The following is a 16,178-nucleotide window of genomic DNA, read 5'->3' as shown; positions in this document are numbered from 1 at the left end:
TTAATCCCGAGCTTCATTTTCAAAAGTGGCCTGGCGCACCATGCGCGCCAAATCCTGCATTATTGTCGTGCGATCAGTCGTTCGAAGGCGTCTGATCACTCTTGAACCATTTGATGCTCAGTTTCTTGATCGTGCCATCATCGATGGCAGCCTGAATAGCCTTATCGAACTTCGCCTTAAGTTCAGTGTCACCCTTATGAAAAGCAGCTGCTGCACCCTTGCCGAATACGTCACCGCGCACACCTGTTCCGACAATCTTCATATCCTTGAATTCGGGCTTTTCCATATCACCCATAAGGATCGGATAGGCCGCAAACACAGCGTCAACCCGGCCAGCCAGAAGATCCATATCGTGTTCTTCCGTGGATGGATATTCGCGGACTTCCACTACGTCCTTAAGGTATTTTTCAAGGAAAATTGCATTACTGCTACTGCTCTGCACACCAACTGTCTTGCCTTGGAGTACAGGTTTCCATTTTTCGATAACTTCGGCGAATTTATCCGGATTGGAGCTGATATTGATGGCTTCTCCCGTGCCTGGCAGCTCTGCAACAGGAGTATCTGCCATTGCGGCAAAACCCATCAGACCGAGCTGGTAGGGGATCGAAAAATCTACCATCTTCTCACGTTCAGGCGTAATGGACATCGCGGCCATCAGCACGTCGAACTTACGCGATTGAAGTGCCGGAACAGCGCCGTCCCATTCCTGCGTTACAATCTCGCACTTTATCTCCATGCGCGCGCAAAGATCTTTGGCCAGATCAATCTCGTATCCATCCAGCGTTCCGTCTGGACGTGTCATGTTGAAGGGCGGAAAGCCGCCTTCGGTTGCAATCTTCAACATTTTTTCGTCGGCACTCGCGAACGAAGCAGTTGACAGGACCAGGCCCAGCACCGCCAAACCGCTTAATAATTTCAGCATTAACTTTATCCTTTGATGTTTTACTCAGCACGAGCCGGACAAAAAACGGTGCATCCGTCTCTCGCAGCTACGGGACGGGCCCAGAGCCTTCAACACGTCATTTCATTTCTAGCAAAATTTCCGTCATATGCAGCCGCCAAACCTATGATGTTGTGTAATGAACCAATGCGCCCCGGTATGGAAAACTGCGCAACCAGATTCTTTCAACATCTCAGGAATGCACCTTCTCTGGCTCATGCCGGCCTGAATCTTTTTCGGATACGGGACCGGGGAATTCATCGCCGCTTATGTATACCCGGTAACCGGGATAACAGACAGGTTCGGAGAAGAACGCGAACTGTTCGCTGACCTATACGGGATCATGTTTGTCAGCGGATTCCTGTATCCCGTTTCCGTTGCCCTTGCCATTTTCCGCCTGATCAGAGTCATCGCAATCGGCAAGTATGACGAAAATAGTATTGTAAGGTACGATCTGGATTAACCCAAAATCGGGAAGGCTACACAAATGGGATGGGAATCTCTCAAATCTTGGGGCGCAGATGTTGACCGCCTGGCGCCGCTTACCGGCGGCGTTGCCAACGATATCTGGAGCGTGCTGATCGGCGGACGCCTTGCGGTGGCACGCCTTGGCACGCGAAGCGACGATGATCTGGCCTGGGAGACCGAGCTCCTCCAATACCTGGATCGAAACGGCATGACGGTACCGCGGCCCATTCCCGCAATGGATGGACGATTATTCGTAGAAGGCATGGTAATGATGGAATACGTGGAAGGCATGCCGCCCAGGACAGAGGCCGACTGGCGGCGGGTAGCTGATACACTGCGTGAACTACACCGGCTGACCCGGGATTGGCCGCAGCGTCCAGGGTGGCGATCATCGACCGATCTTCTCCTGACTGAACAGGGGACAAGGATCGACCTCTCCGCAATGCCAGCGGAGGGCGTAGTGCGATGCCGGGCGGCCTGGGCGCGGCTTGTTGACTGCCCGACCTGCGTTGTTCACGGTGACCCTAACGCACGGAATATTCTGATGACAAGCGATCAGGTAGCGTTGATTGACTGGGACGAGTCGCATGTCGACGCTGCCGATCTTGATCTGGCCCTGCCTCACAATGCGGCAGCTCTTGACGCACACAGATGGGATGTTGCTCATCAGGCCTCGGCCGCCTGGGAAGCTGCCGTTTGCTGGAACGACGATTACTCTATTAAACGCCTGGCCGAAGTGAGGTTCGTTTAACAGGGTCTCGTTTGCGCAAGTCTGTATTGACGGAGGATAACGCAATGGATCGGAATCTGGTTCGCGTTTCGTGAGGCGAACTCATGTTCCGTTCAGCTATTCCAAACCGGATCGAAACTTGAAGTTGTCAGCGTTGACCGGCACAAGGCGAAGCGTTTTTACAGGCGGAGCGCTTTCAGTGATCGGATAAAGAACAAGCCCATCGGGGTAATCGAAGTGACTGACATAAAAACGTTCCATTGCATTTTCCGGGGCCGGTTTGCCTTCCTGGGTCTCAAGTCGGAAGCGTCCGCGATACCAGGTCGTTTGATCGAGGTATTCTCCTTAGAAAACGTCGGTAGCTGTTCCGGGCATACGGCAAGCTCGCGCCCAACCATAGCCGTCTACTCCTCCCACGAGATTGAAATCCTTTCGGAGTGATTTCTCCCAAACACGTTCAATTTTTTCGACTTTCCAGGTTGGAGGGCCAGCATGTCGGCAAACGGATAATCCCGAACGCAGCTTTGACTGATCGAAACACCACCCAATGCAGGCTCGGTAACGGTCCATGATGCAATCGTCAAAACAAGAATGACGGGCGTTTTAATCGGGATCATTGATCACCTTGTGTTCAACCTTTGCGGATACTCAAAATCGGTGTCGAACATCGTTTTTCCAGGTAGCAAAGCAGGCTTGAAGTTACGAGCGGTTTGGACCCTCGCCTGTGCGATTGCAGAAATCGTAGTATTGAGATTCAACCTTGTCGACTTCAATGCCGTGGACCAGAAATGCACTCATGAAATGTACGACAGCTGATCGAGCGACCTCGCTCATGTCTGCGCGAAAGCAAATTTGATCAATTTCGTCATCAGGGCCAGTAATACCACGGCTGCTCGTGTAGACCAGGATCGAGGGAAAGCAGTTGAGCTTGTCCGATACGTCGCGACAAGCGGGTAAATTCCCGGTGTTCTCAGCGAGCACTAACTTCGTGCCTCGCCGCTGGTTCGGTATCCAGAAGTCGAACATCAGCGGGTCACCCCAGTTCTCCGTGTCCTGATCTGCGAACTGCAGTGGTGCGACAAGCGCCTGAACCTGTTGCCCGAGAGCGTCCCTGACCACCGCAGCCCAGTAGAACTCGAGCATCCGGAACGAAGCGTCGTTGGTACGAAAATCAGCGAAGGGAAATAGCGAATGTCGTAAAATCTGGTCAAGTTTCATCTTCTCTCCCATAAATGAAGTTGGGTGAAGAACCGACCCACCGCAGCTGCCGTAAAGCATATATTGCCGGGGCGGGTACACCGACTGAGGTCTTTCCGGCAAAAGGAGGCATTTCCTTGCCACTGGCAGACTTCTCGCTAATCGAGAACGGTACCCTGGATTTGATCCTCCTATTTTCGACATGCCATTCTTGTGCTGGCGAGTGTTATCGGTGGAGTTATCATTTTCCGGCGATCGAAAAGATTCTTTGTTGCTCCTCCCCCAACAGCAGGTGCGGGTGCTTGAATTCTCTGGACGATATCTTCGCCGACGCATCGCTGGATTTTATGAAAATTGCCACGGCCATTGCAGTGGGCTGCCAGCCGACCAGCCTGCAGAAGTCAGCCTACATCGCCAGCAGTCAAAGACTTCCGGTTATTTCTTACCTCTCCAGATGCTTTGAACTGTTCGCGAGCGCCAACGATGGCTATCCCACACCTATCTCTTCTTTACTTATGAAGCCATGTACTTCTGAGGACTGTCGACCTTGCGCGGTTTCACATAGGAGCCAGAAATCCCTCTTCCAACGACTCCAGCCCCGTATTGCCAGACGATTATCAGCATCAAGTGACCGATAGTGTCAGGCATATACCGTTAATTCAACCGTCAGAAGTATTGGATTTAGCACCCTTCCTGTCACTTAGAAGTCGCTTGAGCCGAGCATTTTCCGCTTCCAGAGCTTCCAATTCTTCATCAGTGACCGCCTCATTCTGAGACCCGTTTTTCGACCTCCTGGCCACAGATCGCCTTACCAATGAATTGGGAACGGTTGACATGGCATGGATGCTCGCTATCTCGTCTTCACGAGCCGTTTGATTTTGCCTTAACGGCTCGTCAATCGACAGTTGCGTTACCGGCTTGGTGTCAGGTTCGATCTGCCCGCGTATCTCACTATCTGCTTTATGTGCCTTCTCGAGTCTGGCACTGGCCGGTATTTCCTTTTGAAGTGCATGGCCTGGTGTCTCCGGCTTGTCGCTGCCCTCAATCTCCCTGTCAGGGGTTGATCCCGCTTCGCCAGTTTCCGTCACATGGTTTTTCACAGTTTTTGATGTTTTCGGCTTTGATCGCTTATGAGATTGTTCGGAAACAGAAGCCGGGACCGGGAGCCCTTCCGCTTGCTCCGGTGCCTCTTCGGGCATCCTCAATTCGTCAGCAGTAGCTGATGCACAGTCTGCATTTGCCAGTTCAGCCGCCTGTGTGGCCACACCGGTCGCCTGCCCGTGCTCCTCTCCATCTGCTTTATGTGCCCTCTCGAGTCTGACACTGGCCGGTATTTCCTTTTGCAGTGCCTGGCCTGGTGTCTCCGGCTTGTCTCTGCCCTCATTCTCCATGTCAGGGAGTGACCCTGCTTCGCCAGTTTCTGCCACATGGTTTTCTTCAGTTTTTAATGTTCTCGGCTTTGATCGCTGAAGTGATTGTTCGGAAACAGAAACCTGGACCGGGTTTTCTTCCGCTTGCTCCGGTGCCAGCTCCGCCTGAGCCGGCGCCTCTTCAGGCACCTTTAACTGGTCTGCAGTAGCTGATCTATTGTCTGAACTTTCCAGTTCAGCCGCCTGTGTGGATTCACCGATCGCCTCATTCGACACAGCTCTGATCGATAATTTTATCTTTGTTTCGTAATCAGACTGCTCTGTTGAGGTATCGGCCAGGCGCCGGGCATTTGGGGTTTCAGCCTCAACAGCGTCGTTCTTGCGTGATCGCCAGTTCTTCAGTCCCGCAATGAGACGCTCACCCCATGATTTCATCGTCAATCAACCTCCCTGTTCTGACCAGATAGTGCATGAAATATCTTCTTTCCGAAAACATGGTCGAAGATAAACCAAACGCACCCGTATGGCCAGAACGATGGGAACTAATGCAGTAGAATCGGCACCGGGAATGCAAGCCTAATAAAGCGACCTTATCTGCTGTTTGTGATCCGCTGATCTGCTCGCGTGATCATTACCAACAAGTTTTCGTTTTCCACACGTAGTTTCGAAATCAGTTCGCGTTTGAGTGAAGCGTTCTCGCTTTCGAGGGACAACAGTTCAGAATGAATATTAGGCTCAGCTAACGGAAGCGTGGCCTTTTTCTTTTTCTGTGGCGCGATTTTTCTCGAACCACGCTGAACCGATCGACGCTTCGGCATGACATCAATTTCTACGACAATGTCTGGTTCTGAAACGGGATCAGGCACATTCGTTGCCTTTTGTGTCTCCACAACGTCAGAGACAGTAGGCTCTCGTTCGATTGCAGCGTCCTTTAACTTCTCAGCGGCAACGGGCGAAACTTCCAAAACTTTGATCTTCGCGTTGTTTGCTGTTGGTTCAGAGGAACCAGACTTTGCGTGAACGTCGATCGGAGGTTGTGCGGTATCCGCTTCGACCTCACGAGCAATGGACTTCAAATCAAGATTTCCCCACAAGGATACATTTCCCTTGCGAGCACGCTTGTTCTTGTATTCGACGACGACGTTGCGGACTGGATTCTTCATTGTGAAAAGCTATCCCAATGCGATATGACTGTAAGGTGCTCAACGAGCTTTGCCGCTACGTACAGTTTTTGCATGGGGATTTCAACATTCAGTGCACCATTCGATTGCGACAATCGCCTCTCAAACAGGTCTGCTCGGGCGGATTCAAGAAATATTCGATCTCATTTCCTCGCTGAATATTCATCTGTATAATCTGCGATCGAACAATTGTCCGCCCTCTCCAAACACGAGAAACTCCACGTGGCTGCCGAAACAAGTACGAACGCTAATCCGACATAGCCGAAGCCAGGCTGCTGAACCTGTTGGTGAGAAACCGCAACCGCGTGCGCCGCGAAAAACGCATAGGCATTCAAAAAGAACGAAGCAATTTCTTCTTCAGCTGCAACAAAGGTTGCTACGAAGCCCCGTAAAGCAACTGAGGCTGCAAAGGCAGAACCCGTTACAACACAGCCGGTAGAGCGCAAGCAGAACAAATATACGCACGCTCAGCGTGGCTTTTCCCCCCTTGTATCGAGAAGATTACAAAGGGTGGCAAGACCAGGACACATTGGCGCAGACAGATCTACTACAATTTGAAGACTGCTACGGCAAAACCACGGCCACGCCTCCAACGGGTTATTTACGCGCTAATCCTGCCCCTCTGACAGCTCTAGAAGCCAAGAACTTCAAACTTCGAAAAGTTCTGGCCGGGAAACTCCGCGCGGAGAATGCAGAACCGCGCAAACGCCTCAGCAAGGTTTAAAACTGCCGAACCAGGCAACTGTTCCAACGCGTCAATGAACCAGTTGACTTGCATTCAAGAAGTTACCTGGTTCGTTTTTCAGTGCAGGAGATGCCACACTCCCTCGTTTTCCATAGGTCGCACCCAATCGCTTGGCGATACATGACGCATGTGCGAACTTCTCGCATTTCCCGCATCGATTGCGACCAACTGGAGCCCTACCATTTTAACCTTTTCTCAGGCGGAGCTTCGCTATGTTCTCAAAGGGTTGAAGGAGAAGGAAAGATCACCATCAGGAACAACGCGATGACACTACAGTTTATCGCGGTTTTGGACCAAATATTAATCTGCCCGCTACTGCTTATGCCTGACGTTGTCGCTCTGAAAATCGCCAAAAGCACAATCTTTCTGAGCATAACCAATCTTTCTGCTGACGTGCCTATAAACGAGACATCGCAATTCTGGCCTATGTCGGACCTGCGCAAGCCAATTGAACATGGACTTTCCGGTTGCCGACCAAGCCGGCATCACTCGCAAGGACCAGTATTTTCGTATCGTCCTGCCTGATCACGATGACGCCTTGCTGCAATATGTCTCGCCCGCCTTCTATATCGACGCTGCTCGTATAGGTCGCCCGCGCCGAAAAGCATCCACAGTTTCCAATCGACTTGTTTAACTGAAACTGGGTGCGGGCTGAGACGACGTTCGCCTCAACGACCGTTTTGGCAGCTTTGATCGCCACGCAGGCCCTCAATTTGTTCTCAAAGGCAATACCACCAGCATCGTTGGCTGCAGCCGCGCCACAGAGAAGTGCCGACAGAGTTACCCCGAAAATTAACTTATGCATGAATGGTTCCTCAATTATTGCGGCGGAATTTTTTAACGCAGTTCAGTATATCCGTATTACACACAGGAACTTCGGACCGTGTCTCCGGCTCGTTCAGCCAGCGATGATATGCGCTACGAATTTCCACGTCCTTGTAGTTATATGTTCTGGCTTCTTTACTGGTACGGCTGGCTTCCAGCGCTTTTGGTGTTACCGCTAGATGGGACGCAAGTTCATTGAACTGCCAGATTTTCCAGTCTTTCTGTCGCTCGATAACCCGCACATGGTAATATGGGTCATCTGCTCGCTCCGGTCGCACTTTGTAAACATCCGCCCACCGCACCATTTTCGGTGAAACGGACAATATGATCGTTTCATGCTGCTCATCGGCCGACACTGGAACGGATGCGACGACACCAAGCGTTGACAGAAAAACAACGAGTTTCAGAGGTTTCGGCATTCTTTTCCTTTCAACTGCGTCTCATAGTTCATCAGAAATGACGAGTATGGCACAAAATCTCCACGAGCCAGTCTCTCAGTTCAAGGCGAAAACCGCATGGCCTTCAAATGAGAAAGAAACAGGGATACCGGACGCCGACGGCAAGAAACGAAACCCTGATTTTCGCGAATATTCCCTATTTCATGAACCAAAAACGTAATTCGGGGTGCAAATTCGTCGCGATATGCAATATTCTGCAGCATAGATTGAGATGTCCGGAGTATTTAGTAAGATAACAAAATGATTTTTGATTCTTGGTCAGGCCTCCGACCCACGAATATGTTTTGGCAAGCTGTTGCAGTGACATTAACGGTAGCTGCAGCTATCCTGATAGGGTCGCGAATTCCTTTACCCGGCATAGATACATTTGCCCTGGTCGAGCAGATGACTTATTCCCCCAACGGCTCGTTGATAAGGTTTTCAGTCGTTGCCCTCGGGATCATGCCGCTCTTCACCGTGTTTGTTTATGCAGAAATCGCGAAACTTGTATTTCCCTCTTTTTTCCGGTGGCAGGTCGCTTCTCCAGATAATGCCTTTCATACAAGTATAGTCATCAAGGCCATGATCCTCTTGGTTGCTGCGATGCAGGGATATGGCTTCACTTCCGCGCTTGCAGACATGGGACTGATGAAAGACTCTCCCGGCGCAGTCGTCACCGGAGTTGTATCACTCGTCGGCACTTCCGCTGTAATGATCTGGCTGGCCAGCGTGGCGCACGTACCCTATCGAGGCAATGGTTTCTGGTTGTTGTTGGCGGTGTCCCTGATTTGTGCGGTTCCGGCAGATTTCATTAGGGCGCTAGACCTGACACGGGTGGGCGCTGTATCGATCCAGGATTGGCTGATTGCTATATTATCCATCGTTCTAGCGGTTGCAGCGATAGTCGTTGCTAACCTGCTTTTATGCGGGAAGAAAGGTGATGCCGGGGCAGAGTTCTCGCTGACAGTCTTGCTCTGGCCGCCATTTCTCGCCAATATTGTCGCAGGTTATTTGCTGCTTATCCCGGTATTATTCATCCCGGATCTGTTCGCTGGTGCACCCCGGCAGCTGATTTTAGTTTCACTAATCTCGTCTGCCATACTCATTCCGGTTTTCGTTTACGCCTATTATCGACTCATTTCGAGTGTCCGTCCTGAGTTTGCGGGCAACGAAACCAGATCGGTCATGCTGATGGTTGCGGGCATTCAGATTCTGGTTTGCACAGGACTTGGAATTGTAGATTATATTTCAGATTTTCCAATAATTCCCGATGGTGGAATGCTCATCGTTTGCGTCACCGTCCTGCTGGCTCTCAGATGGTCAGCGGGTGGGAAACCAGCGTTCCAGACATGACTGCCATAGCAAAGATTATATCGGGGTGCGTGTTATCATGCATCAGGAATTCTGCAAATCTCGACCATAAACATCACAAAGCCATACTTTGGAAAGCTACACACTATGAAAAACCTCTTTGTAGCCTCTGGTCTGATTGCCACATTCTTGTCCGTGAGCGCCGCAAGAAACAATAGAAACCGCATTGAGCGAGGCACCGACCGGCGAACGCTTTCATATCGGGCTTACGGAAGCGGCAAGTTCATTTCGCCGGGATAGAAATTCAGACTGACAGGTCCAAAACCCACACTCTGACAAAACGGACCTGGAAAACCAGTATGACAAAAACGTGGTTTCGCGTGCTGATACTTTGCTTACATAGTGACTCTACTCGCAACAACCGTCGAAGTGTTTACTTCCCGGCATTGGTTTCGGATGAACTTGCAGCGGCGTATGCGAGAGGGGCCTTACCGCCATTTGTGTCAAATCCGGCCATTTTCTTACCTCTCGCTGCAGTGTCGTTGGCTGCAATTGTTGTTCCACCTGCAGGGTTGTTCTTTCTCAGGAAATGGGGCCGGTGGCTGGGTCTCTGGACCACCATTGCGATGCTTGCCGTTATCCCGTTCTTCGGACCTTCACTATCATCAGGTTTCGGTACCGCCATGATGCAGCTGTCTGCGATCTTGTGGGGGGCAGTTCTGACACTGGCATATTTCTCGTCAATGGGCCCAGAATTTCGCTGATCTTATATTTCCGGGAGCTTTCGATTGAAGGAACTATAAATCCTGTGCACGCGGCGAGTATCGCAACTTCAGTGATAAATTAGTACGAATCGGCTAGCTATTTCCAGGAAACCCGCGCGTCAGAACAAATCCGAGCAGTATTTTTACAAGGCTTTTTTGATCGAAATAAATTATCGGAAAATACACGTAGGTTCTTTGGCATAGCCCAAAGCCCAATCTTTGCTTGTAAAAATTGCGGTGGATTGCACAATAATCGTTGCATTCGAACCTTTTCCCTTGAAATCCGTTAACTGGCGAAACCAGAGCAAGGGAAACCGTCATGGTTCGCAGTAAAGCTACCGTCCAACGAAATCTTCGTATTGCCAAACCATTCTGGGAAACAACGCCTAGTATATCCGTTCGGACATTCCGGCAACCGAAACGTCAAAATTATGATGTAATTATTGTGGGCGCCGGGATCAGCGGTGCAATGCTGGCCGAGGCACTTGCAGACGGCATAAGAACAATTGCGATAGTGGAGCGACGCTCGCCGGTTTCGGGAAGTAGTATGGCCAGCACAGCAATGATCCAGCATGAAATCGATGTCCCCCTTTTCATACTCAGTCGCCGTTTGGAAAAATCGATGGCGGAACGTATTTGGCTACGTTCCAGTCGTTCTGTTATCGATCTCACCCGATTGGTAAGGAAACTCGGCATCGATTGTCAGATGAGCGAAAAGCGGGCCCTCTATCTCGCCGGAAATGAGTATGGTTTGAGAGCACTCAAGGCTGAGACAATTGCGCGGAATGAAGCGGGGTTAAAGGCAAGGTACCTGGGTTCGCACCAGCTCAAAAAGGAATTTAATATTGATCGTACAGCAGCAATTGAAAGCAACGTCAGCGCATCTGCCAATCCCGCTCAGCTGACCGCGGGATTCTTGAGGGCAGCAATTGCGCGAGGAGCAGAAACAATTGCCGGTGTCGAAATTACCGATCTGGTGAGTTTACCTGACAAAGTCGTTCTGGCGACCCAAACAGGCAATCTCCTGACAGCAACATACGTCGTTTTTTGTACCGGGTACGAATTTCTGAAATTGCTTAAGAGAAAAGATCACAGAATCATCTCGACATGGGCTCTGGCAAGCCAGAAATGGACCACAGCACCGCATTGGTTGCAAAACTACCTGGTCTGGGAGGCTTCGGATCCTTATCTGTATTTTCGTACGGCAAACCACGGTCGGATTATCGCCGGCGGCGAGGATGAACCATCTCAGACGGCCTATCTTGATAAAGCGAAACTTGATTGCAAGTCTGAAACCATAGCCAGGAAAGTTTCAGGTCTTATTGGTAGTGAGCCTGTCAGCGTTGATTATCAATGGGCGGCAGCATTTGGTACCACGTCGCTCGGAACACCCATGATTGGTGAAGTTCCAGGCTGCCCGAATGTATTTGCCGCAATGGGCTATGGCGGAAACGGCATAACCTTCAGCAAAATAGCCGCTGATATAATATCGGCCCAATTGATGGGTCACGACGATCCCGACACTCCATTATTTGCATTCAGGTAGCACTGGCGCAATGATTTGCTGCCTCGTTGCAAACATGAGATTTCGCCCTGGGCGACACACTTCACGCTCCAATATTATCGTTGACCCGTCCCGTTCCATTCTAGCCCCAATCTTTGTCCCAATTTTGTACAAAGTGGTCAAAAGCAACCTGTTGCATCGAATGCACAGGCGGTCGATAGTCGAGACCCCGCACCGGGCTCTTCAGTTCACCGGTTTTGAGCCGCGGCTTCGTCCAGCGATGTGCCGGATCTGGAACAGGGACGGCAGATAACAGTCGTCTGGTGTAAGGGTGCTGCGGATTGCCAAATACATTGGCTCTGCTACCGATTTCCACAATCTCGCCCAGATACATCACCGCGACCCTGTGGCTGATCCTCTCAACGACCGCCATATCATGTGAAATGAAAAGAAAAGCCAGACCGAGCTTCTCCTGTAACTCGAGCATGAGGTTAATGACCTGGGCCTTGATCGATACATCGAGCGCCGAGACTGCCTCATCTGCAACAATCAGTTGAGGATCCAGAGCAAGTGCTCGAGCAATACAGATTCGCTGACGCTGCCCTCCCGAAAACTCGTGCGGGTAGCGATCTACAACGTTCTGTCCAAGGCCGACCTGTTCGAGAAGTACTCCCACCTGCTCTCGTGCCTGCGATTTCGTGGCAAGTTTGTGTGCAATCATCGGCTCAGCGATGGTTTCTCCGATTTTCATGCGAGGATTGAGGCTGGCAAAGGGATCCTGAAAAATCAGTTGCATCTGGCGGCGCCGGTCGCGGAAACTGGCCGGGCTCATGTTCAGAATGTCCTCTCCGTTAAGCCGTATTTCTCCAGATGTGGGCTCGCTCAGTCGCATAATGGCCCGGCCCGTCGTTGACTTTCCACAACCGGACTCGCCCACAAGCGACAGAGTTTCACCTGCTGCAATCGAAAAAGATACGTCCTCCACCGCATGTACCCGGCCTGCAGGCCGGCGAAGAAGGCCTTTCTTCAGCTCGAAATACTTGCGCAGGTTGCGCACCTCCAGTACCGTCGCTGCAGATGCGGTTCTGGACGGCAACGAAGCATCCATTTCGCGGGTTACAGCTGGCAAACCAGACTTTCGGTCTATTTCAGGGAACTTGAGCGGTGCGTTCTTTCCCTCCATAGACCCGAGCTTTGGAACCGCAGACAATAACATTCGCGTATAAGAGTGCTCCGGACTGCTAAAGATCCTCGCCGTTTCACCACTCTCAACAACCTTCCCATGCAGCATGACAATCGTCCGATCGGCGATTTCGGCCACAACCCCCATATCGTGCGTAATGAAGAGGACAGCCATCCCCTCTTCCTTTTGCAAATCCCGGATCAGGTCCAGGATTTGGGCCTGAATGGTAACATCGAGCGCGGTGGTCGGTTCATCAGCAATGAGAAGCTTGGGTTTGCACGCGAGCGCCATCGCAATCATAACGCGCTGGCGCATACCCCCGGAAAGACGATGAGGGTATTCCTTCACGCGCTCGGCAGCTGATGGAATGCGCACACGCTCCATCAGTAGCACCGCTTCCGCCTCCGCTTCGCTTCGAGGCATGCCGCGGTGCGTCATCAACACTTCGGCCAATTGAAAACCGATCGTCAGGCTCGGGTTTAGCGACGTCATCGGCTCCTGGAAAATCATGGCAATTTCATTCCCGCGAATGTGACGCATCGCCCCGTCGCCAATATCGGTCAGTTCCTGACCATTGAAACGAACACGACCGGAAACACGACTGTTTCCAGCAGGCAAAAGACGCATTAAGGACAGCGCAGTCACACTTTTGCCCGAACCAGATTCACCGACGATTGCAGCTGTCGTCCCTTGATCCAGATCGAACGAGATATTATGCACGACTGGTGTCCACAGCCCATCGGTCAGGAAAGATATCTCAAGATCAGTGACGGAGAGTAGAGGCGTTTGCATCCATATGTCCCAATCAGAAGATGACGCTGAGAAGAAAACGCAGGCAGATCACGAGAAGAAACAGGCCGAACGCAACTTCGAGCTTTCGTTTCGACAGACTATGCGCAAGTCTCACTCCAACAGGAGCGGCAAGGATGCTGGTCGGAATGAAAAGCAGGAAACCCAATAGAGAAACATAGCCAAGGGCAAGAGGCGGCTGCAGGGCAACGACGTCCGGGTATTCTGAGCTACGCTGCCATCCCGCGTAGATATAACCTAACGCACCCGGAATAGAAATCAGCACGCCGAGACCGGAAGAAGTTGCGACGGCCTGATGGATGGGGCGATTGTAAAACGTCATGAAAAGGTTTGAGAGTTGCCCGCCACCGATCCCCATAAGGGATGAAAGTACGCCAATTACCAAACCACTCAACCGGATGGCGGCTTTACCCGGGAGATCATGTGATAATCGCCAGCTATCCTTCCCGAACAGCAGCCGAACAGCCGAAACGCCTGCCACCCCGATAAAAACGAACTTGAACAGGTCGGCAGGTGCATAACGGGCGATAACGCTACCGATGACCACGCCCATAACAACGGGCGCGGCCCATAGTTTCAAAAGGCTGGTATCGACCGCCCCTTTCGCGCGATGTGCATTATAGGATCGTATTGACGTGGGCACTATGATGGCAAGCGATGTGCCAATGCACAGGGGCATTCTCACATCCTCCGGCACCCCCATATAGCGAAACAGTTCGTAAAGGATCGGCACTGCTACCGCGCCACCGCCCACGCCAAAGAGTCCCGCAAGCAGGCCAGTTATCCCGCCTGCTACCAAAAGTCCAAAGCCAAGCCAGATCAGTTCCTGAGTTTCAATTCCCATGACCATCGCTTACTCCCGATCCGCCTTCGTGCTCATCCTTTTGCACCTCGCGGTCAGCGGCCCACTGCATAAGCTTGCATGAGACGAGGTGTGGCTGCAGCCCGAAGCAATCCGCCAGGCTCCCTTTCCGCGGCTGTGAGACGACCCACAGTCCATTCACCTACTACCTCCACATCATGCCCCCGTTTTCTGAGATCGCTGATAGTGGCCTCTCCAATCGAGGTTTCCACCACGATACGCCCCGGTATGGCTTCACGCGGGTAAAAAGAGGAAGGGAAGTGCATGGTATGGAACAGGGGCAAATCAATTCCTTCCTGCAGATTGAGACCATGATGCACACGACGCAGGAACAAGATCAGTTGCCATTGATCCTGTTGGTCACCACCTGGTGTACCGAATACTAACCGTGGCTTGCCTTCAAAATAGGCGAGAGATGGCGTGAGCGTGGTACGCGGACGTTTGCACGGAGCCAGGCTTGTCGGCAGGTCCGGTTCTAGCCAGAACATCTGCGCGCGGGTATTGAGAGCAAAACCGAGTTCCGGAATGACCGGAGATGACTGCAACCAACCTCCTGAAGGTGTTGCAGACACCATGTTACCCCAACGATCAACTGCATCGATATGTACGGTGTCACCCCGCCGTTCTGTACGTAAATGCGCCATAGTCGGCTCGCCGGCCCCTGGCGCACCTGTCTGAGTTTTTCCAGCATATCGAAATTGCCGGATTCCGCGGGCCAGCTGCGTTTCGAAACCGGGAACCGCGCCAGGTTGCAATTCATGTGCCGCCGTTGACTTAAGAAGTTGACGCCGGCCCGCGTTGTACGCCTCAGAAAGAAGATGTTCCATCGGTACGTCGACAAAGTCTGGATCACCATAGTAGATTTCGCGATCCGCGAAGGCGAGCTTTATAGCCTCGATGGTCGCGTGAACGAATTCCGCTCCCTCTGGTGCCATTTTGGACAGGTCAGTCTCTTTCAGAAGTGCGAGAGCCTGCAGAAAGGCGGGACCCTGACCCCACGGACCAGTTTTGGCAACCGTCCATCCATGATAATCATAGGTTAGCGGTCGTTCATATGTAGCGCTCCATCGTGCCATATCGTCAGCGGTCAGCAGTCCGCCATGACGTTCTCCGCTCGTATCCACGACTTTGGTCGTTCTACAAAAGGTATCAATCGCTTCTGCCACAAACCCTCGGTAAAACCCATTCCGAGCCCGCTCGATTTCCGCCTCGCGTCCGCCTGTACCACATTCGGCTTCATCAACGAGCCGTTGATAGGTTGTTGCGAGAGCATCGTTCACAAAAAGTTCATGTGCCTCTGGCAATTTGCCGCCTCGCGCCCATGTGGCATAGGATGTCGGCCATTCCTGTTCGAAGAAAACTGCCTGCTCGCGGATGGTATTGGCAACACGTGGCAGTAACGGATGCCCATGACGAGCATAATAAATAGCCGGCTCCATTACATCACGCAGTTTCATGCTGCCATGATCGCGCAGCATCAACATCCAGGCGTCAAATGCCCCCGGCACAACGGTTGCAAGCAGGCCGGACCCGGGAACGAGATCCAGTCCTTCCCGCTTATAGCGTTCTATCGTCGCGGCCTCCGGCGTTACTCCCTGGCCGCATAAAACTTCGGTTCTCCCCGTTTTCACCGAATGAAGGATTATCGGCACTTCTCCAGCCGGACCAACAAGATGAGGCTCGACAACCTGCAATACAAAACCGGCGGCAACTGCTGCGTCGAAGGCATTCCCTCCTCGTTCCAGCATGGCCATTCCTGCAGAAGAAGCCAACCAATGCGTTGAAGTGACTACACCGAAAGTGCCAAGGATTTCAGGGCGGGTCGTGAACATACTCATTAGCCTTATCCGT

Annotated in this window: 14 protein-coding genes; 4 read left to right on the top strand and 10 right to left on the bottom strand. The window is 51.9% G+C overall.

Annotated features, from left to right (window positions below):
- Positions 1 to 73 precede the first annotated feature (73 nt).
- Positions 74 to 922: a transporter substrate-binding domain-containing protein gene (locus AAE521_RS06950; RefSeq protein ID WP_342060839.1), complete on the bottom strand. Its 849-nt coding sequence runs from the start codon at positions 920 to 922 to the stop codon at positions 74 to 76.
- Between the two features lie 505 nt (positions 923 to 1,427).
- On the opposite strand from AAE521_RS06950, the gene AAE521_RS06945 reads away from it, so the two are divergent.
- On the top strand, positions 1,428 to 2,159 hold the full coding sequence (locus AAE521_RS06945; RefSeq protein WP_342060838.1) for a phosphotransferase enzyme family protein: 732 nt from the start codon (positions 1,428 to 1,430) through the stop codon (positions 2,157 to 2,159).
- Between the two features lie 96 nt (positions 2,160 to 2,255).
- Here the strand turns inward: AAE521_RS06945 and AAE521_RS06940 are convergent, their stop codons facing one another.
- The 6 genes from AAE521_RS06940 to AAE521_RS06915 all read right to left on the bottom strand — a co-directional run bounded on the left by AAE521_RS06940 (position 2,256) and on the right by AAE521_RS06915 (position 7,875).
- Positions 2,256 to 2,399: a hypothetical protein gene (locus AAE521_RS06940; RefSeq protein ID WP_342060837.1), complete on the bottom strand. Its 144-nt coding sequence runs from the start codon at positions 2,397 to 2,399 to the stop codon at positions 2,256 to 2,258.
- Between the two features lie 438 nt (positions 2,400 to 2,837).
- On the bottom strand, positions 2,838 to 3,356 hold the full coding sequence (locus AAE521_RS06935; RefSeq protein WP_342060836.1) for a hypothetical protein: 519 nt from the start codon (positions 3,354 to 3,356) through the stop codon (positions 2,838 to 2,840).
- A gap of 638 nt (positions 3,357 to 3,994) precedes the next feature.
- Complete coding sequence (locus tag AAE521_RS06930; RefSeq protein WP_342060835.1) at positions 3,995 to 5,146, bottom strand: hypothetical protein; 1,152 nt, start codon at positions 5,144 to 5,146, stop codon at positions 3,995 to 3,997.
- 149 nt (positions 5,147 to 5,295) lie between these two features.
- Positions 5,296 to 5,868: a hypothetical protein gene (locus tag AAE521_RS06925; protein WP_342060834.1), complete on the bottom strand. Its 573-nt coding sequence runs from the start codon at positions 5,866 to 5,868 to the stop codon at positions 5,296 to 5,298.
- A 1,187-nt stretch (positions 5,869 to 7,055) separates the two neighbouring features.
- Positions 7,056 to 7,436, bottom strand: a complete 381-nt coding sequence (locus AAE521_RS06920; protein ID WP_342060833.1) for a DUF2195 family protein — start codon at positions 7,434 to 7,436, stop codon at positions 7,056 to 7,058.
- A 10-nt stretch (positions 7,437 to 7,446) separates the two neighbouring features.
- Positions 7,447 to 7,875, bottom strand: a complete 429-nt coding sequence (locus tag AAE521_RS06915) for a DUF5086 domain-containing protein (protein WP_342060832.1) — start codon at positions 7,873 to 7,875, stop codon at positions 7,447 to 7,449.
- A 279-nt stretch (positions 7,876 to 8,154) separates the two neighbouring features.
- Here AAE521_RS06915 and AAE521_RS06910 point away from each other — a divergent pair, with 279 nt between their 5' ends.
- The 3 genes from AAE521_RS06910 to AAE521_RS06900 all read left to right on the top strand — a co-directional run bounded on the left by AAE521_RS06910 (position 8,155) and on the right by AAE521_RS06900 (position 11,514).
- Positions 8,155 to 9,246 carry a preprotein translocase subunit SecY gene (locus AAE521_RS06910; protein ID WP_342060831.1) on the top strand — a complete coding sequence of 364 codons (1,092 nt, stop codon included), beginning with the start codon at positions 8,155 to 8,157 and terminating at the stop codon, positions 9,244 to 9,246.
- A gap of 317 nt (positions 9,247 to 9,563) precedes the next feature.
- Complete coding sequence (locus AAE521_RS06905) at positions 9,564 to 9,968, top strand: hypothetical protein (protein WP_342060830.1); 405 nt, start codon at positions 9,564 to 9,566, stop codon at positions 9,966 to 9,968.
- A gap of 319 nt (positions 9,969 to 10,287) precedes the next feature.
- Entirely contained in the window at positions 10,288 to 11,514 is a 1,227-nt protein-coding gene (locus tag AAE521_RS06900) for an NAD(P)/FAD-dependent oxidoreductase (RefSeq protein WP_342060829.1), read from the top strand.
- A 100-nt stretch (positions 11,515 to 11,614) separates the two neighbouring features.
- On the opposite strand, the gene AAE521_RS06895 is transcribed toward AAE521_RS06900, so the two are convergent.
- Genes AAE521_RS06895 through AAE521_RS06885 form a run of 3 tightly spaced genes read right to left on the bottom strand, consistent with a single transcriptional unit; the run spans position 11,615 to position 16,165 of the window.
- Positions 11,615 to 13,447: an ABC transporter ATP-binding protein gene (locus tag AAE521_RS06895; RefSeq protein ID WP_342060828.1), complete on the bottom strand. Its 1,833-nt coding sequence runs from the start codon at positions 13,445 to 13,447 to the stop codon at positions 11,615 to 11,617.
- Positions 13,448 to 13,460: 13 nt separating this feature from the next.
- The gene (locus tag AAE521_RS06890; RefSeq protein ID WP_342060827.1) at positions 13,461 to 14,315 is read right to left on the bottom strand and encodes a sulfite exporter TauE/SafE family protein; all 855 of its coding nucleotides are present in this window, start codon (positions 14,313 to 14,315) and stop codon (positions 13,461 to 13,463) included.
- 47 nt (positions 14,316 to 14,362) lie between these two features.
- On the bottom strand, positions 14,363 to 16,165 hold the full coding sequence (locus AAE521_RS06885; RefSeq protein ID WP_342060826.1) for a gamma-glutamyltransferase family protein: 1,803 nt from the start codon (positions 16,163 to 16,165) through the stop codon (positions 14,363 to 14,365).
- Positions 16,166 to 16,178 lie beyond the last annotated feature (13 nt).

This window comes from Brucella cytisi (genome assembly GCF_038433355.1).
Lineage (GTDB): Bacteria > Pseudomonadota > Alphaproteobacteria > Rhizobiales > Rhizobiaceae > Brucella > Brucella cytisi.
The sequence above is the reverse complement of the archived record's forward strand: the minus strand, read 5'-3'. Positions and strand labels throughout refer to the sequence as shown.